Source organism: Synechococcus sp. H55.10 (genome assembly GCF_047502715.1).
Classification (GTDB): Bacteria; Cyanobacteriota; Cyanobacteriia; order Thermostichales; family Thermostichaceae; genus Thermostichus.
On record NZ_JANSJJ010000107.1, the window covers coordinates 1 to 25,246 of the forward strand.

A 25,246-nucleotide genomic window follows, 5' to 3' on the forward strand; every position below is an offset into this window, starting at 1 on the left:
GCCGGATCCCTAGCCCCCCTCTCCCAGGGGGAGAGGGGGGCTAGGGATCCGGCAGCGCCTCAAAGCGCATGCCCACCCTGAGCTGGCCGCCGTTGACCAAGTCCCAGGCCGACTGTTCTTTTCTGCCGGGCAGTTGGGCCCGCCGGATGAGAAGGGATCCCTCGCCGGTAGCCACATACACCCCTTCTCCTTTGGCCAGTCCCACCACTTCTCCGGGGCTGCCCTGGGGAAGAGGGTCAGGGGGTGGATGCAACTGGGGAGCGGCAGAGCGGACAATCTTAATCCGTTTTCCCTGCAAGCCGGTAAAGCAGTCGGGAGAAAAGGCGCGGATTTGGTTGTGCAAGGCCTGGGCTGGGCGCCGCCAATCGAGCTGGAAGTCCTGCTTTTTGAGCAGGGGGGCATAGGTGGCCCGCGAGTCATCCTGGGGGATGGGGGTGATCTCTCCTTTTTCTAGTTTCACCAGGGTTTCCACCAGTAGCTCGGCCCCCAGTTGGGCCAGTTGGGAGGCCAGTTCCAGCCCAGTCTGCTCCGGCCCAATGGGCAGCTTGGCCTGCAGCAAGATGGCTCCTGTATCCAGGCCCTCGTCCATGAGCATGGTGGTGACGCCGGTCTCGGTCTCGCCGTTGGCAATGGCCCACTGGATGGGGGCAGCGCCGCGGTAAGCCGGCAGAAGGGAGGCGTGGACATTGACGCAGCCCAACCTGGGCATTTGCAGCACCGCCGGCGGCAGGATTTGGCCATAGGCCACCACCACAAACACATCGGCAGCCAGCGCCTCTAGCGCCGCCAGCACCTCCGCATCCCGCCGCAGCCGGACAGGCTGCCACACCGGGATCCCATGGGCTTGGGCAAGGACCTTGGTGGGCGGCGGGAGCACCTTCTGCCCTCGTCCCTGCGGCCGATCCGGCTGGCAGACCAAGCCCACTACTTCAAAGGAAGACTGCCGCTGCAACAGGATCTGCAGGGAAGGCAGGGCAAACTCCGGCGTGCCAAAGAAAACAACCCGCATGACCGACCCCTCTGAGCCCTGCCCTTTAGTCTAGAGGGGCAGGGGAAGGCGGAGAGGGCTCGTCATCTAGAGTGTCGGCTGCCGGAGAGGGAAAGGGAGAAAGCCTGGCCGGGGGAGCCTGCCAAAAGACGGGCTGTTTGAGATCGAACTCTTGGCTCCAGGCCGGCAAGAAGGAGCCGAGCTTCTGCCCAGAAAGCCGCAGCCGTTGCACAAAGGTCCATTCCAGACGGGTCAAGACCCGCCGCACAAAATCCTTGGCCCAGGCCGGATCCGGAACTTCCGCTGCCTGCAAGTTCACCTGTAAGAGGCTCAGCTTGGGGTGCAGATGGACGCGGGCCTGGAGCCCTTGCGGGCGCAGCAGGTAGTTGAGCACATACTGGATGGCTTCTCCATCCCCGCGTTGGGCACGGTACAGCGGGCTGTTGGGGTTGGGCGGCGGCTGGTAGCGCCACTCGCGGTGCCACTCCGGGATCCCTTCTCCCAGAGGAAAGCCGAACAGCTCCACCAGTCGCTGCCGGTAGCTCAGCGCCAGTTGTTCCAGGGTTGGCAAGAGGCCCTGCAGCAGCCGCTCCGGATCCGGGAGGGGATCCCCCTCCAGGCGCAGCAACAGACGTTGGCCGGAAAGACGCGCCTGCACCTGCAGATGTCCCAGCCCCAGGGATCCCAGGGCTGCTTGCAAGCGAGCCACGATCTCCGGCAGAGCCGCCTGGACATCCACAGAATGGGCAGACACCGGCAGGGATCCGCAACAAGACCAGATCCAACCTAGCCCAATTTCGGCAAGGGCTTGGAGGGGTTGGCGGCTAGGGCTAGATTCCCAGGATTAAACGGGCAACGTAGAAGTAGATCAACACCCCCAGCACGTCCACAATCGTGGTGATGAAGGGGGCGGCCATCAAGGCCGGATCCAGACCAAAGGAGCGAAACAGAAAGGGCAGCCCCGCCCCTGACACCGAAGAGAGAACAGAAATCCCAAATAGGCTTAGCCCAACGATGACCGCCACCAGGAGATCCCGCTGCAGGGCATAGGCCCAGCCGATGGTGATCAAGCTGAGCATGATCCCCAGCATGGCTCCCACCACTGCTTCCCGGGCCAGTACCCCCAACCCGTCCTTGAGGCGCACCGCTGCCGTGCTCAGGCCGCGAATCACCACCGTCGAAGACTGGGAGCCGACGTTGCCGCCGCTATCCACCAACAGTGGGATAAAAGCCGCCAGGGCGATCACCTGGCTTAAGACTTCTTCCTGGCCGGCAATAATCGTGCTGGTAAAGGTGTTGGTAAGCAGCAAAATCAGCAGCCACACCACCCGCTTGCGGGCTGCCTGCCAAAAACTGAGGTCGAAATAGTCATCTTCTCCAGACTGCAACCCCCCCAAGGAGTAGATGTCTTCGGTGGCCTCTTGCTCCACGATGTCCAGTACATCATCTACCGTAACGATCCCCACCAGTCGCCGCTCGGCATCCACCACCGGCACCGCCAACAGGTCGTACCGCTGGATGACCTGCGCCACCTCTTCCTGGTCGGTGTGGGTGCTGACAAACACCACCTCCCGGCTCATCACCTCCTCCAGCCGCTGGGCCGGATCGGCCATCACCAACTCCCGCAAGGATAGGGTTCCCGTCAGGTGTCGCTCCTGGTCGGTGACGTAGAGGTAGTAGATGGTCTCGGTTTCGCGGGCCAAGAGGCGCACCCGCTCCAGTGCCTCGGCTGCCGTCAGGTTCTCTCGCAGGGAAATGTACTCCGGGGTCATGATCCGCCCCGCGGTGTTGGGGGCATAGCCCAGCAGCAGGGCCGTGGCTTCCCGTTCCTGGGGGCTGAGCTGGGGCAGCAGTTCGGCAACCACCTTGGCCGGCAGCTCGTCGAAGAGGCGGGCCCGGTCGTCCGGCGACATCTTGTCCAAGATGTCCTGGATCTCGTGGCTCCTGAACTCGCGCAGCAGCGCCTGTTGCAGATCTATGTCCAGGTGTTCGTAAACGCGGATGGCCAGATCCTTGGGCAGCAAGCGAAAGGCCAGAGCCTGCTGCGCCTCCGGCAACTCCCCGATTACCTCGGCAATGTCCACCGCTTGTACGGGCAGCAGGAGAGATTTGGCTTGTTCCAAGGTGTTTTCCCTTAGGGCCAAGCTGAGCTGGCCACGCAAGAGCTCACAAAATTGCTCGCGGCTCAACTCAGGGCTGGGGGCGGGTGGGATCAGCGGGGCGGAATTCAACGGCTGCACTCCCTGCAACTCTAGCTTTAACTATGCCAGCAAAGCTGAGTCTGTACTCCCTGCCCCCGTTTTCCTAGAGCCCATAAAAGTCGGGGCCGGATCCCTCGTAGCTGGGGTTAACCCGTAGGTTGAGGTGGGGGCAGACGATCTCGCAGGTGCGGCACTGGATGCAGTTTTCCAGAGACATGGCGTGGGAGCGGATCCCATTGTGTTCGCGGATGTGGTGGACTTCTGCGGTGCAGTCGGCCACGCAGGGGGTAGGGCGGTTTAGCTTGGCGTAGGTGGCAATGCACTGGCGGCAGGTGTCAGCGCTGAACTCAAGGATGTGGCGGTTGCCTTCCGGGTAGCGGGGATCGGCAAAAAAGACGGCATCCGACCGCGAGAAATAGCCCGCTCGCGTGGTCAATGCTTCAGGATCCAGACCTGTGGGGGCCACAAAGTCCGCTTGGATGGCGGCATGGGGGGCAACATACCCCCGTGGGGGCGGCTCGCCGGCGCTGACCCGTCCGCTGAGCAGGGTGTAAGCGCGCAGGAGTTCCCCGCCGCGACGCACGGGATCCTGCAGGCCCCAGCGCAGGGATCCCAGCCAGGGGTGGCCGGCATCGACGCTGCGGCAGAGCTGGGGCAGGTACGCTTCCAGCAGGCGGGAGTTTTCCAAAAAGGCTTCCCGAAAATAGCGGCTGCGGTAGAGATCTTGCCCCACCGAGCTCTCCATCACGGCTTTTTGGTAGGCCTCTTGGATGCGCAGATCCCCTTTTAAAAAGCCGTCGTGAATGAGGCCCGCCGCCAGGTAGCCGGTCTCCATCGCATTATCCACCCCAGCCAGGCTGCCCACATCCAGCACCCCCAGGGCATCCCCCAAGAGCAAAGCCCCTTCGACGCCAAAGCGGGTGGGCAGGCTGTAGTAGCCTCCCTCAGGAATGACGGCAGCCCCGTACTTGAGCAACTTGCCACCGGCAATCAGGGATTGGATCCAGGGATGGGCTTTGAACTCCTGCAGGCGCTGCTGCGGGTTGAGGTTGGGATTTTTGCTGTCGAGGCCGATGATCAGGCCCAGGGCCAGGCGGTTATCTTTGAGGCCGTAGACAAAGCCGCCGCTGAAGCTGCCATCCAAAACCGGGTAGCCCAAGGTGTGCCACACCTGCCCCTGCAGCGAGCGAGGGATCTGCCACAGCTCTTTGACCCCCACCGACCACAGTTGCGGCCGAGGGCGCAGGTGAAACTTCTCGACCAGGTCTTTGGAGATAAATCCCTTGTCGCCAAAACAAGTGAGGTCGGCAAAGACGCAATCTTCGTAAACTTGGCCGGAGTCGCTCACCCGCACCCCAATGACTCGCTCCCCCTCATAGAGGATCTCGTGGGCAGCAAAGCCGGGGAACAGATCCAGGGTAACGTTGGGGATCCCTTTGGCCTTTTCCTGCAGGGTTTCGGCCAGCCAGCGGATGACATGGCTAAGGGTGAGGATGAACTGCCCCTGCTTGCGCAACCCCTTTGGGATCGCTGCTTCCGGCAGATCCCAGCGCTCTTGGGATCCCAGTACACTCAGGTGGCTGACTTCCACCCGCCCCTCGTGGGGAAATCCTTGGCTCTCAAAATCCGGGAAGAGCCTGGCGACGGCCTGGGGATTGCAGATGGCACCACTGACAATGTGCCCGCCAAATTGCCGGGCTTTTTCCAAGATGGCGATGGAGATTTTGAGCCCCGAGAGCTGGGCCAGATCCAAAAGGCGATGGGCCAGGATCAGGTTGGAGGAGCTTCCTCCCACCAAAAGCAGGTCATAGCGGATGGCGTCACTCATGCAGAATTCCCCACGCAGCGGCTCTGGATACCCTGCCTGTATCCTAGAGAGGGAAGGCCAAAAGGGGGCAAAACTTTAGACCTTCTCAAGCCTCTGCGCCGAGCCCTCGACAGGATAGGTGATTGTCATTGGCTTAATGTCGGGCACTTCTGTGGACGGGATCGATGTAGCCATCGTCCACATCGAGGGCAACGATCCTCTCCGGTGGGAGCTGTTGCATTTCCAAACAATCCCCTATTGCCCGCTGCTGCGGGCAGAGATTTTGCGGGCTGCGGATCCCAAAACCGGCACGGTAGACCATATCTGCGCTTTAAACTTTCGTTTGGGTCGCGCTTTTGCGGAAGCGGCCCTGCAAGGGATCCAAGCGGCCCACCTCACCCCCCCACAGGTCGATCTCATCGGCAGCCACGGCCAAACCCTTTGGCACAGCCCCGATGGGCCAGAAGCCTCGACCTTACAAATCGGTGAAGCGGCGGTGATTGCCGAGCTGACCGGGATCCCTGTGGTGAGCAACTTTCGGGCGCGGGACATGGCAGCAGGGGGCCAGGGCGCACCTTTGGTGGCTTTTGTGGATTGGCTGTTGCTGAGTCATCCCCACTTCCATCGGGCGGCCCAAAACATCGGCGGCATAGCCAACCTTACCTATCTCCCTAGCCTCAGCAGCGGCGGATCCCCTTTGGCTTTCGACACCGGCCCCGGCAACGTGTTGATCGATTTGGCGGTGATGCGGGCCAGCCAAGGACAATAAGCTTTTGATCGCGACGGAAAATGGGCTACCCAAGGCCAGATCCACTGGGAAAAAATTACAGAATGGATGCGGGATCCCTACTTTCATAAAGCACCGCCCAAAACCACTGGCCGAGAGTACTTTGGATCCCTTTACTTGGAACGAATTTGGCCCCAATTTGCCTCCGCCCACGACTGCATTGCCACGCTAACGGGGTTTACCGCTCGCTCCATTGCCCAAGCTTACAGAGACTTCTTGCCCGCGATCCCAGAGCAAGTTATCGTCAGCGGTGGCGGCACCCAAAACCCTGTCCTCATGCAACTGTTGCAGGAACAACTGCCGGCCACAACCCTGCTTACCTCCGACCAAGTGGGGATCCCTTCTGCAGCCAAAGAAGCCTTTGCTTTTGCGGTATTAGCTTATAAAACCTGGCAGGGTGAGACCAACAGTTTGCCGGAAGCAACTGGAGCAAGACGTGCTACCATCTTGGGCCAAATTACACCCTCTTGTCGTAACCAGTCCTAGCTCATCTGTACCGTTGTCCCCAATAAGCTTTCTCATACTCCTGAAGAAAGAGAGAGGCCCGGGCTTGAGACGGTTCATCTGCCCAATCCAGACTCGCTGGGATGTGACGCAAGGCTGAGAAAGACGGTAAAGTTGCCTTGCCGAGATCTACAGGATCCAAGAGCCCTGGTTCTTATGAAAGATCGTCCTCTACCTTTGTGCCTGACGGCAATGGCGCTTTGTAATTTCTTCATTCTCTTGAGCTGCAGTGTTGCGCGGCATCACTTGTTTCAGTCAGGAGGATATGATCTCGGTATTTTCGACCAAGCTGTTTATTTAATCAGCCGTGGCGAGTTTCCTTTTTCTACTATTCGCGGGATCCACATTCTTGGGGATCACGCAGCTTTTATCTTGTATCCTCTCAGTCTTTTGTATCGCATTGTTCCCTCTGTATATTGGCTGTTCGGCATTCAAGCTCTGGCACTAACGCTGGGAGCGCTGGCCGTTTACCATCTGGCGCTCCAGGTCGAGATTGATTCTGGCAGGGCGAGAACAATTGCCGCCGCCTATCTTCTCTACCCGGCCATCTTCAACGCCAACCTTTTTGATTTTCATCCAGAAGTGTTGGCCGTTCCCCTTTTTTTGGCAGCTATACTCTGTATTCGCTCTGGCAAGTTGTGGGGGTTTTTGCTGTGCCTAGGCGGTATCCTCGGCTGCAAGGCGGTGTTGTCTCTCAATGTCGTTGCCCTGGGAGCTTGGCTGTTGCTCTTTGAAAGCAGACGAGTTGAAAGGCGCTGCCAAGTGGCCGGCTGGCTTGCCATAGCGACAGGGTCGGCTTGGTTTGGCATGGCCGCTTTTTGGATTATTCCTCACTTCAGTGGCAGCGAGCCGGCAGCCGTTTCTCACTATAGCTATTTGGGCAGTTCCGTTCCTGAAATTATCCAAAACTTGGTCCTCAAGCCAACATTAGTCCTGGGCAAAGTCTTCTCTCTCGACACCCTATTCTATGGATTTTTGTTAATCATTCCTGTGGCTTGGGGCCTCTCCTGGCGCCACTGGGATCCCTGGATCCCTGCCCTGCCAACCCTGGGGCTGAATATACTTTCTAGCAATCCCGCCTATCGGGATCTGGTGCATCAGTATGCATTACCTGTTGTTCCTTTTCTCTTTCTAGCTGTTATCGAAAACGCGAAAGCATTCCCCTTTTGGTTTTGCTCCGTCAAAAGCAGAAAAGCAGCGCTAGCCTGGTCTTTGCTGGCTTTTTTAGCTCTGGCAAAATACCCCTTTTTCGGCTCCATCTATCTTCAGTCTCTTGACACTTGGCAGGCCACTCGCGAGGCCCTTGCCCACATCACCACCCAAGGGGGCGTCCTCACTACCCATGAGATTAGCCCCCACCTCACCCACCGGCAAGTTATCTACTTTACTGATGAGAGCCACTTCAAGGGATCTCCCCCCGAACAATGGGATCCCTTTGACTACGTTTTGCTTAACAGCCGCCATCCGGGGTGGCGCAGCAGCCCAGAGTTCTCCCAGACCCTGCTTGCCGCCTTACAAAAAGAAACCTCGTTTCAGCTTCTCTACCATCGCGATGGGGTGTATTTGTTCTCTAGGATACGACAAGAACTTTAGGCTTAGCTGGCCACTCTAAACAAGTCGAAACGGCCCAACAAATTGTTAAAAACTATTGCCTCAACCTAAAGAAATTCTTCATATTGGCGAGGCTTAACTTGGTCTTGGTCTCTTCTTAACTTCTAGGTACTAGCTTTGGGGGGCCTGTCCCAATGCGTGAAGAACGCAGGGAATAAAAGATCGACAAGACAAGAGAAGGGGAGAACTCAACATGAATAATCCACAGGATTCTAGGCTTCGCCATGGGGACGAACCTCTGTGCAATCATTCGCCCAACCCCACCTTTAGCAGCATCCTGGAAACTCGCCTGCAGCGGCGCCAAGTGTTGCAGGGGGGAGTTGCCGCGGCAGTGGCCACCTTTTTTGGCCTACCGGCGCTAAACAACGCTAGTAAATCGGCCAAAGCGGCCAGCGGTAGTGCCTTGCTGGGTTTCAAGGCGATCCCCGTGAGCGCAGAGGACAAAGTGGTGGTACCGGAAGGCTACACGGCTCGACCGCTGCTGGCCTGGGGTACCCCTATCACCGGCACCTACCCTGAGTTCAAGCTGGAGAACACCGGCGCCGAGCAGGGGATGCAGGTGGGCAGCCACCACGACGGCATGCACTTCTTCCCCATTGAGGGCAAGGATCCCTGGCAGGGCAGTTCCACCGAGGGCTTGTTGGTGTTCAACCACGAGTATGTGGAGCCGCGCTTTATGCATGCTGCCGCCAAGGGTCAAAAGCTTAACGACGAGAGCTACCCAGTCAACCCCGACGGCAGCCGCGATCCCGATCAAGTGCTGAAAGAGCTAAACGCCCACGGGGTGAGCATTGTCCACATCAAGCGGGAGGCGGACGGTAACTGGACTGTGGTGCGGGATCGCCTCAACCGCCGCATCACCGGCCTCACCCTCATGGAGATCCAGGGCCCGGTGCGGGGATCCGACTTCGTCAAGACCAAGTTCAGCCCCGATGGCACGATGACACGGGGCACCTTAAACAACTGCGCCCACGGGGTTACTCCCTGGAACACCTACCTCACCTGCGAGGAGAACTGGGCCGGCTACTTCACCAACACCAGCAAAGGGCCGGATCAAAAGCCCAACCTGCCCCGCGAGCACAAGCGCTACGGCGTGAGCACCGAGACCTCCCGCTACGGCTGGGAGCTGGCCAGCAACAACGCCGACGAGTTCATCCGCTTCAACGCCACCCCCACCGCTGCAGATGCCACCCAGGACTACCGCAACGAGCCCAACACCTTTGGCTGGGTGGTGGAGATCGATCCCTTTGATCCCAGCAGCAAGCCCCAGAAGCGCACAGCTCTGGGCCGCTTTGCCCATGAGGGCGTGGTGTTCCAGCCGCCGGTGGAAGGGCAGCCGATTGTGCTCTACATGGGGGACGATGCCCGCTTTGAGTACATCTACAAGTACGTCTCTGCCGAGCCCTACCGCAAGGAGACGGCAGGCGGCCACCTGCTGGACAACGGCACCCTGTACGTGGCCAAGTTCAACGAAGACGGCACAGGGGAGTGGATCCCGCTGGTGTTTGGGCAAAACGGCTTCACCCCCGAGAATGGTTTCACCAGCCAGGCGGATGTATTGGTAAACACCCGCACCGCGGCAGACTTCGTCGGCGCCACCAAGATGGATCGGCCCGAGTGGGGAGCAGTGGATCCCAAGACCCGCATGGTCTACTTCACCCTAACCAACAACAGCAAGCGGGAACAAGACCAGGTGAACGCCGCCAACCCTCGTCCCAAAAACCAGTGGGGCCACATCATCCGCTGGAAGGAAGCCAATGGCCAGCCCCAAGCTACCCGCTTTGAGTGGGACATCTTCGTCCTGGCCGGCCCGCCAGGAGATAGCCGCACCTTATCCGGCCAAGCTCTCAGCTCGGACAACATCTTCAACTCTCCCGATGGGTTGTGGTTCGATGCCAGCCGTCGCCTCTGGATCCAAACGGATTGTAGCGAGAGCAACCTCAACAAGGGAGATTTTGCCCAGTTCGGCAACAACCAGATGCTGGCTGCCGATCCGGATACCGGCGAAATTCGCCGCTTCTTGACCGGGCCGATCGGACAGGAGATCACCGGCGTGGTCACCACTCCCGACCAGCGCACTCTGTTCATCAACGTGCAGCACCCTGGTGCCAGCACCAGCGAGGAAGACTTTGCCGCCGGCAAGATCATTTCTCGCTGGCCCAATTATGACAACAACATCTACCCCCGCTCGGCGGTGGTGGTGATTACCAAAAATGACGGTGGCATTATCGGTACTTAATCAATACTGATTCTGTTGCCAACTCCCCAGGAAATCGGGCGGCAGGGATCCCTTCTCTGCCGCTTTCTTGTAGTCAATTCAGATAACATTCAAGTAACAATGAGACGCCAGCAAGTACAACAAATAGCTAAATGGCGCCGATTCCGATAGCGGGACGTATGGTCATTCAAATAGCCATGAAACTTTTCTCTACGTTGTTATTGCTTCGCAACGCTGTCGCGAACGCGCCGCTCTAACTCCCCTCTCCCTCAGGGAGAGGGGCCGGGGGTGAGGGTGTCAGCGGCGCGGAGCACTGTGGAGACATCTCCAAATTTGAAATGACTATAAGATTGCAGCTTTCGCGTTCGGCTTCCCACTAGGCTAAGAGTAGTCTCAAAGCCGTTTTGCAGCAGGTGACCCATGTCCAAGGCAAAGATCGCACTGGACTTTCAGGCCCGGATCCCTCCCGGTTATCTCAACCTGATGGGATATGTGGACGAATCGGAAGTGAATGGGCCGGGCCGGCGCGCGGTGGTTTGGGTGCAGGGCTGCCTGCGGGAGTGCCCAGGCTGCTTCAACCCCGCTTCTTGGCCGTTTGAGGTCAACCAACTGGTCAAGGTTGCTGACTTGGCCGAGCAAATCCTCAGCAACCCCAGAAACGAGGGAGTGACCTTCTCGGGAGGAGAGCCCTTCTGGCAGGCTCCTGCCCTGGCCAGCTTGGCGCGGCTCCTGAAGGCGAAAGGGCTAACGGCGATGGCCTTCAGTGGATTCACGCTGGAAGAGTTGCGATCCCCCCAGGCTCCCCCCGGCGCCCAAGAGCTGTTGCAGGAGCTGGATATTTTGGTGGACGGGCCCTATCTGCAATCCCAGGCCATTCGCTCCCCCCACTCGCTGGTCTCTTCCCGCAACCAGCGGGTACATGTCTTTAACCCTGCCTTGGAAAACCAACTGAATTGGGCCAGCAACCAAGTGGAAATCCATATCCTCAAAGATGGAACCCGCATCGTCACCGGCTACGGCGGGCAGTTTCTCTTCGACGAGTCCGAACGAGGCTAGCGCGCCTCCCCAGGGATCCCCTATCCCCCCACCCGCAACGGCTCGCGGCGATAGGCGGGCAGTTGCCAGCACATCTCCAGCCAGTTTTTCAGCTCCTCCGGCTGGCCCATGAGGCTCATTTCCACCAGCAAAATGGCAGCTCGATCGCCGGCTCCTTTGGATCCCAGACGAATCAGGGCAGATAGACTTTCTTCCCGCCAGCAGACGGATACCCCCTGCCGGATCAAGGCCCGAGCCGCAACGGCAATGCAGGAGGGTGGCACCTGGATATCTCGCCGCTCGTAATCGATAGTAGGCAGCATGAACGGCAACCCAAATCTTTATTATGTTTTAATCTTCTTCCCTTTTTGCCGGCTTATCCTGGGTCTTTGCGAATTGTGAAGTGATCTTTTGTAAACTTTTTGATACCGAGTAACATCGTCTGGGGGTCTGAGAAAGAGGACGGGGATCCCTGCAGAAAGCTTAAAAGATAGCAGCCGTTTCTCAGCTCGACCTTCTCACAGCCGCGAGAATGGCTGCATTGGCAGGAGATGGAGAGATGCGAGCAGAAGGTTGGGAAAGCCGGGTGGGTCGCTGGTTGCCCAAAGCTACTCTTGTGGGAGTGGCGTTGATCCTGGTGGCGGCGGGCAGGCCGCTGCGCTTGGTGGGCAACGGCGAGAATATGGTGCTGTTTACCTGGGGTGGGGGAGTGAGTCCGACTGCTTTGCAGCCAGGGCTGCATTGGGTGCCGCCTTTTGTCTCGCGCACCGTTACCTTCGACGTAAAAACGCAGGCTCTGACCTGGAAGGACAACGACCCGACCGCCTATGCGCCGCGGCTGGTGGCCCTCTCTCAGGATGGGCAGCAGATTGCGGCTGAGGCGACGCTGCAATTTCGTATTCTCGATGCCCCCAAGGTCTACACCCAACTGGGGGAGAACTACTTGGATCGCATTGCCCCCATCGTCCGGTCGGTCATCTTGAATGAGACCAGCGGCTTTTCCGCCCAAGCTCTCTATTCCACCGAACGCCCGCTGCTTCAAGGACAAATTCGCGAACGAGTGGCCCTTTTGCTGAAGGAATACGGCGTCGAGGTTTTGGACTTTCTGCTGCGGGATGTGGATTTCGATCCCGATTTTGTAGCCGCTATTGAAGCAAAAACTATCGCCGAAAACCAACTGGCGCAAAAACAATTTGAGATCGAGCAGGCGCGCCAAGATGCTCGCAGCATCATTGCTCAAGCCGAGGCAGAAGCCGGCCAATTGCGAGCCAAGGCCCAGGCCCTCACCCAGAATCCCAAGTACCTAGAGGTGGTGAAAGCCTCCGTCCTGGGATCCCGGCTGGAAACTTTGATAACCAAATAGAAAACCTAATAGAAAAAGGACTCCGTCCCGCTGACGCGAACAGTTTTCGGGCCTGGCCCCATCTGCTCCAGCTCTTCCCTCAGACCTCAAAACGGGATCAGCCACTATGTATTCAACAGAAGAAGCACACCAGAGTAAAGTTGGTTGGCTAACTTTGGGCGGGATTGCCCTCTTGGCAGCTTTGGGGATGCTCCGCGCCTGCCTGTATGTCACTTTGCCCGGCCATGCCACTGTGGTGTTTAATACCTTTTCGGGGTTGCAAAAGGGGCGGGTAGAATTGCCGGGAGTGATGTTCCGGATCCCGGCGATCGAGACGCCAATCACCTACAGCGTGCTCACCCGCGTTTGGGAGTTTACCAACAACCCCAACTCGGCCAATGCCATCAGCAATGCCATCACGGTAAACACTGCTGACGGGCAGGCTTTTGCCGTCGATGTGGCCATTGCCCTCAGGCCCAACCTTGCCACTTTGGACGAGCTGCACGCCACCATCGGCGAGAACTATCTTGTGACAGTGGTGGTGCCGGTAGTGCGCTCCAAGATCCGCGATATCTCTGCTTCTTTCGATTCCGAAGATTTTTACCGCAAAAGCCAGCGCACAGCCATCGAGCAGCGGGCCCTGGACTTGATCCGCCAAGAGATGCCCACCGTCAACCGCGATGGCCAAGCCCTGCCCCTGATCCAGGTAGAGGGCCTCTTTCTGGGCAACCCCGATTTTCCACAAGCCCTGCGAGATTCCATTGAACGCAAACAGGTGGCCTCGATCACGGCACAAACAGCAGCAGTGCGGGCGCAAATTCAACAAAAAGAAACCGAGCGGCTGTTGATCCTAGCGGCAGCCAACCAGCGGGCCATCGAGCTAAAGGGACAGGCGGCAGCGGAAAACGCGGAACTGGCGGATCTGCTGTTTTACGAAAAGCTGCAGGAGCGCATCCAAAACCCGGCGGACTCACTGCCACCTCTGCGCATCATTCGCGTCGAGGGGGATGCCACCGTGTTCCTCAACGTGGATCCCCGACAGGCAGCCGCGCAACAGGCCCAATAGTCAGGCCTGGCCACGCCGTCGGAGCTCCTGGGGCAGGGTGGGGTGGTGGGCAGCCGGCTGCGCTTTGGCCACAACAATCACCCCGGCCACCGGGATCCCAGCGGCAACCAAGACCTGCTGCGCCGCTTGAACGGTGGAGCCGGTGGTGTAGATGTCATCCACCAACAGAACTGGCGTGGCGGGAGCGTACTGGAGGGCAAAGGCGCCTGCCAGATTTTGCTGGCGTTGCAGCGGGTTGAGCTCATATTGGGCCGCCGTGGCCCGCACCCGCACCAAAGCTTCAGGTAAATGTCTTAGACCCGTCCGCTCACAAAAGGCTTGGCTGATCAGGGCCGCCTGATTGTAGCCCCGTTGCCGCAGGCGCTCCGCATGCAGAGGGATGGGGACGACCGTATAGTCCGAGCCGTAGGCCCTACGAGAGCCTGAAGAAGGTTGCCGGCTTTCGAGCCAACGGGATCCCAGCCATTCCCCCAAAACCGCGCCTATGCGCCGCTGTCCTTCATATTTCAGGCAATAGAGAGCCCTGCGCAGCGCTCCCCGGTGGATCCCCCAAGCATAAAGCGGCCAAGGCGAAGTGGTAACTGGCCAAGAGTCGAGCCGCTCCGCCTGCAATCGCTGCTGACAGTCTCGACAAAACACAGCCTTGGCCGGGCGCTGGCAGAGCGGACAGGGAAGCGCAATCCACCAATCCAGCCAGCCCATCGCCTGTTGCCCCTCTCCCCACCTCCTGCCGATGGCTCCAGTCTAGTCAAAAGACTCAAGTCACAGCCCCGGCAGCAGATCCCTAAGTTGACGCTGGGATCCCGCCTTGCTAGGATTCAATACTGCCGGATAACTTGAGTTGTAGCCTTCTTTGCCAGCCCATGCCCACCATCCAGCAACTGATCCGCGAGGAGCGCAGCGTCGCCGTCCGCAAAACCAAGTCCCCTGCCCTGAAGGGTTGTCCACAGCGGCGGGGGGTTTGCACCCGAGTGTACACGACAACACCCAAAAAGCCCAACTCGGCGCTGCGAAAAGTAGCTCGCGTTCGCCTCACTTCTGGCTTTGAGGTCACAGCTTACATTCCCGGCATCGGCCACAACCTGCAAGAGCACTCGGTGGTCATGATTCGCGGAGGACGAGTCAAAGACCTGCCCGGCGTGCGCTATCACATTATCCGCGGCACACTCGATGCTGCAGGGGTAAAAGACCGTAAGCAAGGCCGCTCCAAATACGGGGCCAAACGGCCCAAGCCCGGCCAAGCCCCAGCCGCCGCCGGCAAGAAAAAATAGCCTTTGGCATCTCGCTTGTCCTCCTTTCCCAACCCTTTCTGCAACAGGTAACCCACCTCTTATGTCTCGCCGCAACCGTGCGCCTCGCCGTGATGTGCCACCGGATCCCAAATACGGGAGCCGCTTGGTCACCATGCTGATCCGCAAATTGATGCAGAGGGGCAAGGCCTCCCTGGCTGCCAGGATCCTTTACGAGGCTCTGGACATTGTGCGGGAGCGCACCGGTCAAGAGCCACTGCCTCTGTTGGAAAATGCTGTCCGCAACGCCACCCCCCTGGTGGAGGTCAAGGCGCGTCGGGTGGGCGGGGCTACCTATCAAGTCCCGGTGGAGGTGAGGGGAGAACGAGGAACTTCCCTGGCGCTGCGCTGGTTGGTCACCTTTTCCCGCGCCCGTCCCGGCCGCACCATGGCCGCCAAGCTGGCCAATGAGATCATGGATGCGGCCAACGAAACCGGCAGCACCATTCGGCGGCGGGAGGAAGTGCATCGCATGGCCGAGGCCAACAAGGCCTTTGCCCACTACCGCTACTGAATCCGTTTGGCAGGGCGGTGGGTAGTCCCTGGGATCCCTGCTCTGTCCACCCAGAGTTCGGGCAAGTGGAGCAAAATCGGCAAAAAAGATTAGAATTGTAAAGGATTTTTTAGGTTGCCCAAATCGCAGGGCGACGAGGATTGGGAGGTTGACGTGGCACGCACAGTTCCCCTGGAACGAGTCCGAAACATTGGCATCGCGGCTCATATCGATGCCGGCAAGACCACGACCACAGAGCGGATCCTTTTCTATTCCGGTCTGGTGCACAAAATTGGCGAAGTGCACGACGGAACTGCGGTAACCGATTGGATGGCTCAGGAGCGGGAGCGGGGCATCACCATCACGGCTGCGGCCATCACCACCCGTTGGACCAAGCGGGATCCCGAAAATCCTTCCCAGCCCCTCCTCGGCGCACCGGAGTACACCATCAACATCATCGACACGCCTGGGCACGTGGATTTCACCATCGAGGTTGAGCGCTCCATGCGGGTGCTGGATGGGGTAATCGCCGTCTTTGACTCGGTGGGCGGCGTGCAACCTCAGTCTGAGACCGTCTGGCGGCAAGCCAATCGTTACAACGTGCCCCGCATTGCCTTTGTCAACAAAATGGATCGCATGGGGGCCAATTTCCTCAAGGTTTACAACCAGATCCGGGAGCGCCTCAAGGCCAACGCTGTGCCCATCCAACTGCCCATTGGAGCTGAAGACGGGTTTTGTGGCATTGTTGACTTGGTGCGGATGCAGGCCCGTATCTACATGGATGAGATCGGCAAGGACATTCGTCCCGCCCCCATTCCGGAGGAGATGAAAGATCTCGTGGCGGAATACCGGGCCAAGCTGGTGGAGGCGGTGGCCGAGACCGACGAAGCCCTGATGGAGAAATACTTTGCCGAGGAAGACCTGAGCGAAGCCGACCTGATGGCTGGTCTGCGCAAGGGCACCATCAGCGGCCAAATTGTGCCGATGCTGTGCGGCTCTGCCTTCAAGAACAAGGGTGTGCAGATGCTGCTGGACGCGGTGGTGGATTACCTCCCTTCTCCCATCGACATTCCCGCCATCAAGGGGGTGCTGCCGGATGGCTCGGAGGTGGCGCGCAAGGCCAGCGACGATGAGCCTTTCTCGGCGCTGGCCTTCAAGTTGATGAGCGATAAGTACGGGGATCTGACCTTCATTCGCGTCTATTCGGGAGTGTTGACCAAAGGCACCTATGTGCTCAACTCCACCAAAAACAAAAAAGAGCGCATCTCCCGCCTGGTGGTGTTGAAAGCAGATGAACGTTTGGACGTGGATGAGCTGCGGGCAGGCGATCTGGGGGCTGTGGTGGGCCTGAAGGACACCACCACCGGAGACACCCTCTGCGACGAAAATGCTCCCGTGATCTTGGAGTCTCTGTTTATCCCAGAGCCAGTGATCTCAGTGGCTGTAGAACCCAAAACCAAGGCCGACATCGATAAGCTCTCCAAGGCCCTCCAGGCCTTGGCCAAAGAGGATCCCACCTTCCGCGTCTCGGTGGATCCCGAGACCAATCAAACCATCATCTCCGGCATGGGCGAGCTGCACCTGGAGATCCTGGTGGATCGGATGCTGCGGGAGTTCAACGTAGAGGCCAATGTCGGCAACCCGCAGGTGGCCTACCGCGAAACCATTCGCAAGCCGGTCAGCCGGGTCGAAGGCAAGTTTGTTCGCCAGAGTGGTGGCCGGGGTCAGTATGGCCATGTGGTTATCGACCTGGAGCCTGCAGAGCCGGGTACAGGCTTTGAGTTTGTCTCCAAAATCGTGGGTGGCGTTGTGCCCAAAGAATATGTCGGGCCGGCTGAGCAAGGGATCCGGGAAGCCTGCGAATCCGGCGTGCTGGCAGGCTATCCCCTGATCGACATCCGCGCCACCCTGGTGGATGGCTCCTACCATGAGGTGGACTCCAGCGAAATGGCCTTTAAGATCGCCGGTTCGATGGCTCTGAAGGAGGCAGCTCGCAGAGCGAGCCCTGTCCTTCTGGAGCCGATGATGAAGGTCGAGGTGGAAGTTCCTGAAGCCTTTGTGGGGGACGTCATCGGGGACATCAACGCCCGCCGCGGCCAGATGGAGGGGATGAATACGGAAGGCGGCATCACCAAGGTCAATGCCAAAGTTCCGTTGGCAGAGATGTTTGGCTACGCCACCGATATCCGCTCCAAAACCCAGGGTCGAGGCACCTTCACGATGGAGTTCAGCCACTACGAGGAAGTTCCTCGCAGTATCGCCGAAGCCATCATTGCCAAAAACAAAGGAAATGAGTAGCTGACTGAAACCAAAAAGGAAGTGACGATTCATGGCACGCGCTAAGTTTGAACGTACCAAACCCCATGTCAACGTTGGCACCATCGGCCATGTTGACCACGGCAAGACCACTTTGACGGCTGCCATCACCACCACCTTGGCTGCTTTGGGTCAGGCCACAGCCAAACGGTATGACGAGATCGACGCAGCGCCGGAAGAAAAAGCCCGCGGTATCACCATCAACACCGCCCACGTGGAGTACCAGACGGAGAAGCGTCACTACGCCCACGTGGATTGCCCCGGCCACGCTGACTACGTGAAAAACATGATCACGGGTGCAGCCCAGATGGATGGAGCCATCTTGGTGGTGTCTGCGGCTGATGGCCCCATGCCCCAAACGCGGGAGCACATCCTGTTGGCCCGTCAGGTGGGGGTGCCCAGCTTGGTGGTCTTCCTCAACAAGGTGGACATGGTGGACGATCCAGAGCTGCTGGAGCTGGTGGAGCTGGAAGTGCGGGAGCTTCTCTCCAAATACGACTTCCCCGGCGATGACATCCCCATCATCAGGGGATCCGCCCTCAAGGCTTTGGAAAGGATGCAGGCCAACCCCAAAACTCAGCGCGGCGAAGATCCCTGGGTGGATAAGATCTACGAGCTGATGGATGCGGTAGACTCTTACATTCCCACGCCGGAGCGGGATGTGGACAAGCCCTTCCTGATGGCCGTAGAAGACGTTTTCTCGATCACCGGTCGGGGCACGGTGGCCACAGGCCGGATCGAGCGGGGCCGCATCAAGGTGGGCGAAACGGTGGAACTGGTGGGGCTGCGGGAAACTCGCTCCACCACCGTTACTGGTCTAGAGATGTTCCAGAAGACCCTTGATGAAGGGATCGCTGGCGACAACGTCGGTGTGCTGCTGCGCGGCATTCAGAAGAACGAGGTGGAGCGCGGCATGGTGCTGGCCAAGCCCAAGAGCATTACCCCGCACACCAACTTCGAGTCTGAGGTGTATGTCCTCAAGAAAGAGGAAGGAGGTCGCCACACGCCGTTCTTTGCCGGCTATCGTCCCCAGTTCTATGTACGCACCACCGATGTAACCGGTACCATCTCCTCCTTTACGGCTGACGATGGCTCGCAGCCGGAGATGGTGATGCCCGGCGACCGGGTCAGGATGACGGTGGAGCTGATCCAGCCCATCGCCATCGAGCAGGGGATGCGCTTTGCCATTCGCGAGGGTGGTCGTACCGTCGGGGCGGGTGTTGTCTCCAAGATCCTGAAGTAAGTTGTCTTTTCCCGGCAGGGATTGAGCGCTGGTTGCCCCAGATCAACTCGATCCCTGTCGGTTTTTTGTTGTATCGTTCTCTTTCTCCGGCCATGCCTACCCTGACCCAACAGAAAATCCGCATTCGCCTGAAAGCCTACGATCATCGGCTGCTGGATACTTCTTGCGACAAAATCGTGGACACGGCCCGTCGTACCGATGCTGTGCCCGTGGGCCCCATCCCTCTGCCTACCCGGCGCCGCATCTACTGTGTGTTGCGTTCTCCGCACACCGACAAGGATTCGCGGGAACATTTTGAAACCCGCACCCACCGCCGCATTATCGATATCTATTCCCCCTCTTCCAAAACCATCGATGCTTTGATGAAGCTGGATCTGCCGGCGGGGGTGGATATTGAGGTGAAGTTGTGATGGCTCTCCGGGGATCCCGGTCTTCGCAGTTGTAGAGCGTGGATGAGGGTGGCAAGGGGTGACGGCAGCGGTTGATCCGGTCGATCAGGGGTTGGCAACTCCAGAAGCCAACCCATCCCCTATCCCGGTCTTGGTGGTGGGGGCACTGGGCAAGATGGGGCGGGAGGTGGTGAGAGCTGTTGCCCAGACGCCCGACATGACCCTGGCGGGGGCGGTAGCCCGCTCGCAACTGGGCTTGGACATCGGCGAGGTGCTGGGCCTGGGATCCCTGGGGGTGGAGATTACCGATGACCTAGCGGGGCAGTTGCTGAGGTTGTCGCAGCGGAGCAGCCGCGGTGTGATGGTGGATTTCACCCATCCGCAGGCGGTGTTTGAACATGTCCGCTCGGCCATTGCCTTTGGGGTGCGCCCGGTGGTGGGGACAACGGGCCTGACGCCGGAGCAGGTGGAGCGGCTGCGGGATCTGGCGGATAAGTCGGGGGTGGGCTGTTTGATCGCGCCCAACTTTGCCATCGGCATGATTTTGTTGCAGCAGATGGCACTGCAGGCGGCGCAATATTTTGACCATGTTGAGATCGTCGAGCTGCACCACAACCGCAAAGCGGATGCCCCCAGCGGCACGGCCCTGCAGACGGCCCAACGGCTGGGTCAACTGGGCAAAGCCTTCAACCCGCCCGAAGTGGAAGAAAAAGAGCTGCTCCCCGGCTCGCGGGGCGGGATCCCCGGCCCCAACATTCCCATCCACAGCGTGCGCCTGCCGGGGCTAGTCGCCCACCAGGAGGTGATCTTCGGCGGCATGGGGCAAACCCTTACCTTAAGGCACGACACCACGGATCGGGTGGCTTTTATGCCGGGGGTGATCCTGGGGATCCGCAAGGTGCTGCAGCTCAAGGGATTGGTCTACGGGCTGGAGCAGGTGTTGAGCTAGCCAGCCAGAGGGGGGATCCCGGCCTCGTCCAGGATACGCGGGATGAGATGTTCGGCTTTGACGGCCATCAGGTGCACGCCGTGGCAGATCTGACGGGCCTGGCGCACCTGTTCGGCGGCGATGCGGATCCCTTCTTCTAGGGGATGGGGAGCGTTGGCCAGCCGTTGGATGATGGCGTCCGGGATTTGCACCCCCGGCAGGTTGCAGTTGATGAATTGGGCATTTTTGGCGGATTTGAGCAGGAAGATGCCGGCCAGGATGGGCTTGCCGGCGGGGCGACCCAGCTTGTCCATAAAGCGCTCCAGTTGCTCGAAGTCGGTCACCATCTGGCTTTGGAAAAACTGGGCCCCGTTTTCCAGCTTGCGCTGGAAGCGCCGCTCCAGGCCGGAAAAGCTGCCGGATTGGGGTTCTACCGCTGCTCCCGGAAACAGACAGGTGCCGCCGTCGGGGAGGGGCTTGCCGTTGCAGTCGAGGCCATTGTTCAGCCGCTGGATAAGCCGCAGCAGGCGCACCGATTCCAGGTCGAACACGGCGCGGGCGTCGGGGCAATCGCCGATGTGGATGGGATCCCCGGTGAGGGCCAACACGTTGCGCAGGCCGAGCGCCGAGGCCCCCAACAGATCCCCCTGCAGAGCCACGCGGTTGCGATCCCGACAGGCCAACTGCAGGATGGGTTCAACGCCCACCTGATGCAACAGCAGCGAGGCGGCCAGGGGGCTCATGCGGGCCATGGCGCGGTTGGAGTCGGTGATGTTGATGGCATGCACCCGACCTTTGAGCTGCTGGGCCAGAGACAGCAGGGTGCTGGTGTCGGATCCCTTGGGGGGTGTGATCTCGGCGGTGAGCAGGAACTCCCCCTCCTGGATGGCCTGGGCAAAGCGAGACAAGGGGGGTGATGAGGGGGTCAAGGCCACAATTGCGGAAGAAAAGGTAAAACGGCTGGCCTATTATCGACTTTTCCGGGCAATTTTTCCAGACAGGTTGCCCTCTTTTAGGGCTTGGGCGAGGGAAGGGGGCTGGGCGGGGGTTGCACCTGCATTTCCCCCAGCCATATCTTGGCATCCCCCTGTTGCAGATGCTGCTGCCAGTCCTGGGCTGCTGCAGGCGGGATCCCATCCGCGCCCAGGGCCCAGCTCCAGCCAATTACCTGGGGCCAGCGTTGGTCTTCTAGACCTGCCAGCAGAGGTTGAGCGGCTTCTGAGCCCAAGGCCGGCCCGCGGAGCAGCACAGGCACTTCCGGGGTGAGAGCCACAAGGCGGCGGTACATCGGTTCAAAGGTGGCGGGATCCCCCGGTAGGCTCAGCCAATCCATCTCAGAGAACCCAGCCCAGGCGGACACGGCTGCGGCATCTTCTCCCTCCAGCTCCACAACCCAGAGCAAGTTGGCCTCGGAGCGCAGGGTTTGCATCAGGTGTCGGTAGGCCCGTCGTTGCAATTCGGGATCCCCGTCTCCCACAACGACGGCCAGGATGATGGGAGTGGCAAAGCGCTGGATGGCGCGGGCCCAAGAGCGCAAAGTCTCGTCCTGTTCCCCACTGGCCAAGGCGGAAAGCTGAGCCGGATCCAGCCGCAGGCGCAGGTAGGGAACAGAGCCGCTCTCCCGCAGGCGACTGGCCAACGACTGCGGAAAGTCCTGGCGGGGATCCCACAGGTGTTCTACGGCTGCCCAGGCAGGGGGCTGGCCGATGGCCTGGCGATAGGACAAGAGCTGCTCCCAAGTTGGCATGCCCGACCAGGCGACCCCGTGATACAGCCGGCCCGTGGGGGGCGGCAGCGGCCTGCCCCGTTGAAAGGGAGCAGAATCGGGCGGAATCGGGGAGGTTAGAAGCCAATCCAGCCGCAAGGCAGCAGTGGTGTTGGCAGCCGGCAGCGGGAAGGGGAAGATCCAACTGCGCTCCTGGAACCAGCCGCGGCTGATCTGCTGAGGGTGGAAGTCCTGGGGAGGCGGCAGCGGCTCCAGCGCGTCTTCTCCCCAGAAAGCCCGTTGGATCGCCAGGCGCACCCCCTCGCCGGGGTGAATCAGAGGCGTGGTAGTATCCAGGTGCCAGCTGCCGCTGTGGCGGGTGGACGTGTGGTGGGGCTCACCGCGGAAGGAGAAGGTGAGCTGGTCAGGCCGATAGGTGCCCAAGGCGCGGGAGGAGGGGGTGGGGGGTGGGGATCCCGGTTGCCATGGAATACCCTCGCAGTCGGTGCAGGGAAGGAGAGCCTGCGGATGGAGCGCAACGGGAGCCTCGCGGGCAGATTGCAACTGCTCAGACGTGATGACAAAGCTGGCCCAAAGGTGCTTCAGACGGGGATCCCGACCGGGCGGAATATCGGAGAAAGTTCGCCCTGGGGGTGTGGCCGTGCGGGTGCCGGCAGCCGTGCCGTCCAGAGGCAGCGTAGAAACTGGATCGCCGGCACAGCTCCCCAAAAAAACGACCGACAAGATCAGCGGCAGCGCCCAGCAGATTAAGGGCTTGAGTGTGCAGTTGGATGGCTGCCTCCGGGATCCCTGGATCATGGCTTCACCTCAATACACCACTCCTACGTGAGGCCCGCAAAGGGTTTTCCCGCTAACCGCTAGCAGGATCTTGCCGCAAAGGCCCGCTCCCCAGGTCTGATCCCGATCACATCCTTGGTCGCAGCAGAGCCCGCCCGCACCGTCTGAAGGCGGGCCAAAGCGGGGAACGCCGGCCCCTACCCCTGCGGCACCGCCGCCGCTTCCGGGTAGATGACCAACATGCCCTCGTAGAGGATTTGGCCGGGCTGCAACTCCAGGCGGTCGATGCGCACGCCCGGATCCAACTGAATGGGGAAATCCGCCAGGCCGGGGATGGGGATCTCTTGGCCTTCGCTCACCCACAGAGGGTTGACCAGCCGCAACTGGTTGGGGCCCTGGGCCTGTAGCCCGGTTAGCACCGTAACCGGCACCTCCACCCCCTCGGGAGTCACCAATTGGGCCTGGATGCGCAGCCGATTTTGCTCCAAGGTGACCTGGGGCTGGCGGATCAAGAAGGGCACCGCTTGACCTCCAAAGGGCAGTTGCACCTGTGCCTGGGCCAGTTGAGACTGGATGAGGGGAGCCTGAAGGGTGCGGTTAAGATCGTCTTCGGTGAGGCGCAAGCTCACCTGCACCGGCACAGGGGCCAACAGCCGCAGCGGGCTGCGTCCTTGGATGGCTTCGCCCACGTTGAGGCGAATATCCTGGCCCTGCAGCCGCAGGTGGCTGACCTGGAATCCCTGATAGATAAGGTTGTCTCCCGACACCTGGGCCTGGGGGATCTGGCCGTTCAAAATCTGGGCGTCAGAGCCGGCGATCTGCACCTGCAGGTTGTCCACCTGCTGCACCTCGGAGCGGATCCAGGCGGCCACCAAAGGGCTGAGCAGGGATCCGGCAATCTGGGCAAATCCGGGCCAAGGCCAAAACATGGTGGGCAAGCCAAGCAGCAGTGCCAATCCCAGCCGCTGCCCTACTGGCGAGAGCCGTTGGCGACAGCGGGCTGCCGATTGGGCTTCGAGAGAAGAGGGATCTGGAGCAGGCCGACGGCAAGACGGGAACAGCACTGGGTACCTCAGGAGCGACGACAAGCGATATTTTTCTGCCCAAACTACGACTAGGCTAAGGCAGGACTGCTCCACCGAACAGAGGGATCCCCCGCACACTTGGCGGAGCTAACCATCCGTCAACTGCCACCAGAGATACCCCAGCCGCAGGTAGTGAAGCCGCAGCCAGGGCAAAGGGAAAACGCGAGGCGGCTGGCGAAACAGAGCGCTGATGGGGGGCCGGCTGCCGGCGATCTCCTGGGCCAGCATTTTGCCCGCCCACACTGCTGTGGCCACGCCGCTGCCATGGTAGGCCAGGCCATACCACAAGCTGGGATCCGTTGGCGAAGGGCCAATATGGGGGTGAAGCTGCCGCGAAAGGCAGACCAGGCCGTTCCAAGCGTACTCGATCTCCACCCCCTCCCAGGTGGGAAAGAGGCGGTAGAGCTGCCGAGTCATCCAAGCCTGCAGGCGCTGTCGTTCTGCCGGAGTATTGCGGGTGCCGCCGCGCCCCCCAAACAGCAGGCGCCCGTCCGGCAGAAGACGGTAATAGAACAGCAGCCGCCGCGTGTCGTAAACCGGGGTCGGATCCCACCACCCCTGCGCTTTTTGCTCCGCAGGCGTCAGAGGGCGGGTGACCAGGATGTTGGACAGCACCGGCAACAGGGATCCCGCCAGTTGGGGGTACAAGGTCTCTGGGGTGTAGCCGTTGGTGGCGATGACCAGGTGCCGGGCCCGCACCGTTCCCCCTGGCGTGTGGCAAAGGTGCTGGGATCCCACCTTTTCCCAGGCGATGACCGGGCTGGCGCTGTGCAGTTGCGCTCCCCACCTGTGGGCCGCTTGGGCCAGCCCTTGGGTGAGCTTAAGGGGGTTGAGGCCAAACCCCACCCCGATGTGGAGAGCACCATAGTTCTCTTGGCTGTCAAAGCCCCGTTCCCGCAGCTCTTTGGGGCTGAGGAGCTGGGCCGGGTAGCCTGCCACCTGAGTACAGATCTGGTATTCGGCCTCCAATTCCGGCCAGGCCTGTGGACGATGGGCCACCGCGTAGCAGCCTTGTCCCTGCACTTCCAGCGAGAAGCCCTCGACGGCGGCCAGCTCCTGCACCGTCTCCACCGCCTGCCATTGATCCCGGTAGTAGCGCTCCGTCTCCGCCAGGCCCACCCGCCGCACCATCTGGGCATGGGTGAGATGGCTCGCCCCCACCCCGCAAAAGCCGCCGTTGCGCCCTGAGGCCCCCCACCCCAGGGATCCCGCTTCCAACAGGCAGGCGGAAATGCCGTGGTCGCGGGCCAGGTGCAGAGCCGTCGATAGGCCCGTCAATCCGCCCCCCACAATGACCACCTCGGCGCCCACCTGCCCCAGCAAAGGAGCCGGATGCCGCCAACTGGCATTCTCTATCGTGCTGTCCCAGTAGCTGCCGACCGGACAAGCAGGATCGTAGGTGCTGGCAGGATAAAGGGCTTTTCTCATGCGAACAAGAAAG

General features: G+C 60.3%; 21 protein-coding genes and 1 pseudogene. 12 read left to right on the forward strand and 10 right to left on the reverse strand.

The window, feature by feature from the left end:
- Window positions 1-40: 40 nt before the first annotated feature.
- From fmt to NW858_RS07610, 4 genes are all read right to left on the reverse strand, one after another.
- Window positions 41-1,009 carry a methionyl-tRNA formyltransferase gene (gene fmt, locus NW858_RS07595; RefSeq protein ID WP_414520224.1) on the reverse strand — a complete coding sequence of 323 codons (969 nt, stop codon included), beginning with the start codon at window positions 1,007-1,009 and terminating at the stop codon, window positions 41-43.
- Between the two features lie 25 nt (window positions 1,010-1,034).
- Window positions 1,035-1,742, reverse strand: coding sequence for a hypothetical protein (locus NW858_RS07600; RefSeq protein ID WP_414520225.1), 708 nt, complete (start codon window positions 1,740-1,742; stop codon window positions 1,035-1,037).
- 76 nt (window positions 1,743-1,818) lie between these two features.
- Entirely contained in the window at window positions 1,819-3,219 is a 1,401-nt protein-coding gene (gene mgtE, locus NW858_RS07605) for a magnesium transporter (RefSeq protein ID WP_414520226.1), read from the reverse strand.
- 73 nt (window positions 3,220-3,292) lie between these two features.
- A complete protein-coding gene (locus NW858_RS07610) occupies window positions 3,293-5,017 on the reverse strand; it encodes an electron transfer flavoprotein (protein WP_414520227.1) in 1,725 nt (574 codons plus the stop codon).
- Window positions 5,018-5,153: 136 nt separating this feature from the next.
- Between NW858_RS07610 and NW858_RS07615 the strand changes: the two are divergent.
- From NW858_RS07615 to NW858_RS07630, 4 genes and pseudogenes are all read left to right on the forward strand, one after another.
- Window positions 5,154-6,269: pseudogene (locus tag NW858_RS07615) on the forward strand (anhydro-N-acetylmuramic acid kinase).
- Between the two features lie 174 nt (window positions 6,270-6,443).
- Window positions 6,444-7,880 carry a DUF2079 domain-containing protein gene (locus NW858_RS07620; RefSeq protein WP_414520228.1) on the forward strand — a complete coding sequence of 479 codons (1,437 nt, stop codon included), beginning with the start codon at window positions 6,444-6,446 and terminating at the stop codon, window positions 7,878-7,880.
- Window positions 7,881-8,091: 211 nt separating this feature from the next.
- Window positions 8,092-10,137 carry a PhoX family protein gene (locus NW858_RS07625; RefSeq protein WP_414520229.1) on the forward strand — a complete coding sequence of 682 codons (2,046 nt, stop codon included), beginning with the start codon at window positions 8,092-8,094 and terminating at the stop codon, window positions 10,135-10,137.
- 399 nt (window positions 10,138-10,536) lie between these two features.
- Entirely contained in the window at window positions 10,537-11,172 is a 636-nt protein-coding gene (locus tag NW858_RS07630) for a 4Fe-4S single cluster domain-containing protein (RefSeq protein WP_414368027.1), read from the forward strand.
- A gap of 20 nt (window positions 11,173-11,192) precedes the next feature.
- Here the strand turns inward: NW858_RS07630 and NW858_RS07635 are convergent, their stop codons facing one another.
- Window positions 11,193-11,474 (reverse strand): hypothetical protein, encoded by a 282-nt coding sequence (locus NW858_RS07635; RefSeq protein ID WP_414333483.1) that lies wholly within the window; start codon window positions 11,472-11,474, stop codon window positions 11,193-11,195.
- Window positions 11,475-11,710: 236 nt separating this feature from the next.
- On the opposite strand from NW858_RS07635, the gene NW858_RS07640 reads away from it, so the two are divergent.
- Together NW858_RS07640 and NW858_RS07645 are read left to right on the forward strand one after the other, a co-directional pair.
- On the forward strand, window positions 11,711-12,514 hold the full coding sequence (locus NW858_RS07640; protein WP_414333482.1) for a prohibitin family protein: 804 nt from the start codon (window positions 11,711-11,713) through the stop codon (window positions 12,512-12,514).
- Window positions 12,515-12,620: 106 nt separating this feature from the next.
- On the forward strand, window positions 12,621-13,559 hold the full coding sequence (locus NW858_RS07645; protein WP_414520230.1) for a prohibitin family protein: 939 nt from the start codon (window positions 12,621-12,623) through the stop codon (window positions 13,557-13,559).
- On the opposite strand, the gene NW858_RS07650 is transcribed toward NW858_RS07645, so the two are convergent.
- Window positions 13,560-14,261, reverse strand: a complete 702-nt coding sequence (locus tag NW858_RS07650; RefSeq protein ID WP_414333478.1) for a ComF family protein — start codon at window positions 14,259-14,261, stop codon at window positions 13,560-13,562. It abuts the gene before it with no gap.
- Between the two features lie 161 nt (window positions 14,262-14,422).
- On the opposite strand from NW858_RS07650, the gene rpsL reads away from it, so the two are divergent.
- The 6 genes from rpsL (at window position 14,423) to dapB (ending at window position 20,238) form a co-directional block, all read left to right on the forward strand.
- The gene (gene rpsL, locus NW858_RS07655) at window positions 14,423-14,830 is read left to right on the forward strand and encodes a 30S ribosomal protein S12 (RefSeq protein WP_414333476.1); all 408 of its coding nucleotides are present in this window, start codon (window positions 14,423-14,425) and stop codon (window positions 14,828-14,830) included.
- A 61-nt stretch (window positions 14,831-14,891) separates the two neighbouring features.
- Window positions 14,892-15,362 (forward strand): 30S ribosomal protein S7, encoded by a 471-nt coding sequence (gene rpsG / locus NW858_RS07660; RefSeq protein ID WP_414333474.1) that lies wholly within the window; start codon window positions 14,892-14,894, stop codon window positions 15,360-15,362.
- A gap of 153 nt (window positions 15,363-15,515) precedes the next feature.
- A complete protein-coding gene (fusA, locus tag NW858_RS07665; RefSeq protein WP_414349227.1) occupies window positions 15,516-17,639 on the forward strand; it encodes an elongation factor G in 2,124 nt (707 codons plus the stop codon).
- A 31-nt stretch (window positions 17,640-17,670) separates the two neighbouring features.
- Complete coding sequence (gene tuf, locus NW858_RS07670) at window positions 17,671-18,900, forward strand: elongation factor Tu (protein ID WP_414333470.1); 1,230 nt, start codon at window positions 17,671-17,673, stop codon at window positions 18,898-18,900.
- Between the two features lie 92 nt (window positions 18,901-18,992).
- Window positions 18,993-19,310, forward strand: a complete 318-nt coding sequence (gene rpsJ, locus NW858_RS07675) for a 30S ribosomal protein S10 (protein WP_414328725.1) — start codon at window positions 18,993-18,995, stop codon at window positions 19,308-19,310.
- Between the two features lie 91 nt (window positions 19,311-19,401).
- On the forward strand, window positions 19,402-20,238 hold the full coding sequence (gene dapB / locus NW858_RS07680) for a 4-hydroxy-tetrahydrodipicolinate reductase (protein WP_414333497.1): 837 nt from the start codon (window positions 19,402-19,404) through the stop codon (window positions 20,236-20,238).
- Here dapB and NW858_RS07685 read toward each other — a convergent pair.
- The 4 genes from NW858_RS07685 to NW858_RS07700 all read right to left on the reverse strand — a co-directional run bounded on the left by NW858_RS07685 (window position 20,235) and on the right by NW858_RS07700 (window position 25,233).
- The gene (locus NW858_RS07685; RefSeq protein ID WP_414333468.1) at window positions 20,235-21,152 is read right to left on the reverse strand and encodes a methylenetetrahydrofolate reductase; all 918 of its coding nucleotides are present in this window, start codon (window positions 21,150-21,152) and stop codon (window positions 20,235-20,237) included. The two genes, dapB and NW858_RS07685, sit on opposite strands and share 4 nt — an antisense overlap.
- A gap of 77 nt (window positions 21,153-21,229) precedes the next feature.
- Entirely contained in the window at window positions 21,230-22,666 is a 1,437-nt protein-coding gene (locus NW858_RS07690) for a hypothetical protein (RefSeq protein ID WP_414520231.1), read from the reverse strand.
- 251 nt (window positions 22,667-22,917) lie between these two features.
- Window positions 22,918-23,784: a DUF2993 domain-containing protein gene (locus tag NW858_RS07695; RefSeq protein WP_414520232.1), complete on the reverse strand. Its 867-nt coding sequence runs from the start codon at window positions 23,782-23,784 to the stop codon at window positions 22,918-22,920.
- 108 nt (window positions 23,785-23,892) lie between these two features.
- Window positions 23,893-25,233, reverse strand: a complete 1,341-nt coding sequence (locus tag NW858_RS07700) for an NAD(P)/FAD-dependent oxidoreductase (protein ID WP_414520233.1) — start codon at window positions 25,231-25,233, stop codon at window positions 23,893-23,895.
- Window positions 25,234-25,246 lie beyond the last annotated feature (13 nt).

What these genes read in the sequence shown, in the direction of transcription:
- fmt (WP_414520224.1), bottom strand. Translation starts at nt 1,009, where the DNA reads ATGCGGGTTGTTTTCTTTGGCACGCCGGAGTTTGCCCTGCCTTCCCTG.
- NW858_RS07610 (WP_414520227.1), bottom strand. Translation starts at nt 5,017, where the DNA reads ATGAGTGACGCCATCCGCTATGACCTGCTTTTGGTGGGAGGAAGCTCC.
- NW858_RS07620 (WP_414520228.1), top strand. Translation starts at nt 6,444, where the DNA reads ATGAAAGATCGTCCTCTACCTTTGTGCCTGACGGCAATGGCGCTTTGT.
- NW858_RS07625 (WP_414520229.1), top strand. Translation starts at nt 8,092, where the DNA reads ATGAATAATCCACAGGATTCTAGGCTTCGCCATGGGGACGAACCTCTG.
- NW858_RS07630 (WP_414368027.1), top strand. Translation starts at nt 10,537, where the DNA reads ATGTCCAAGGCAAAGATCGCACTGGACTTTCAGGCCCGGATCCCTCCC.
- NW858_RS07635 (WP_414333483.1), bottom strand. Translation starts at nt 11,474, where the DNA reads ATGCTGCCTACTATCGATTACGAGCGGCGAGATATCCAGGTGCCACCC.
- NW858_RS07640 (WP_414333482.1), top strand. Translation starts at nt 11,711, where the DNA reads ATGCGAGCAGAAGGTTGGGAAAGCCGGGTGGGTCGCTGGTTGCCCAAA.
- NW858_RS07645 (WP_414520230.1), top strand. Translation starts at nt 12,621, where the DNA reads ATGTATTCAACAGAAGAAGCACACCAGAGTAAAGTTGGTTGGCTAACT.
- NW858_RS07650 (WP_414333478.1), bottom strand. Translation starts at nt 14,261, where the DNA reads ATGGGCTGGCTGGATTGGTGGATTGCGCTTCCCTGTCCGCTCTGCCAG.
- rpsL (WP_414333476.1), top strand. Translation starts at nt 14,423, where the DNA reads ATGCCCACCATCCAGCAACTGATCCGCGAGGAGCGCAGCGTCGCCGTC.
- rpsG (WP_414333474.1), top strand. Translation starts at nt 14,892, where the DNA reads ATGTCTCGCCGCAACCGTGCGCCTCGCCGTGATGTGCCACCGGATCCC.
- tuf (WP_414333470.1), top strand. Translation starts at nt 17,671, where the DNA reads ATGGCACGCGCTAAGTTTGAACGTACCAAACCCCATGTCAACGTTGGC.
- rpsJ (WP_414328725.1), top strand. Translation starts at nt 18,993, where the DNA reads ATGCCTACCCTGACCCAACAGAAAATCCGCATTCGCCTGAAAGCCTAC.
- NW858_RS07700 (WP_414520233.1), bottom strand. Translation starts at nt 25,233, where the DNA reads ATGAGAAAAGCCCTTTATCCTGCCAGCACCTACGATCCTGCTTGTCCG.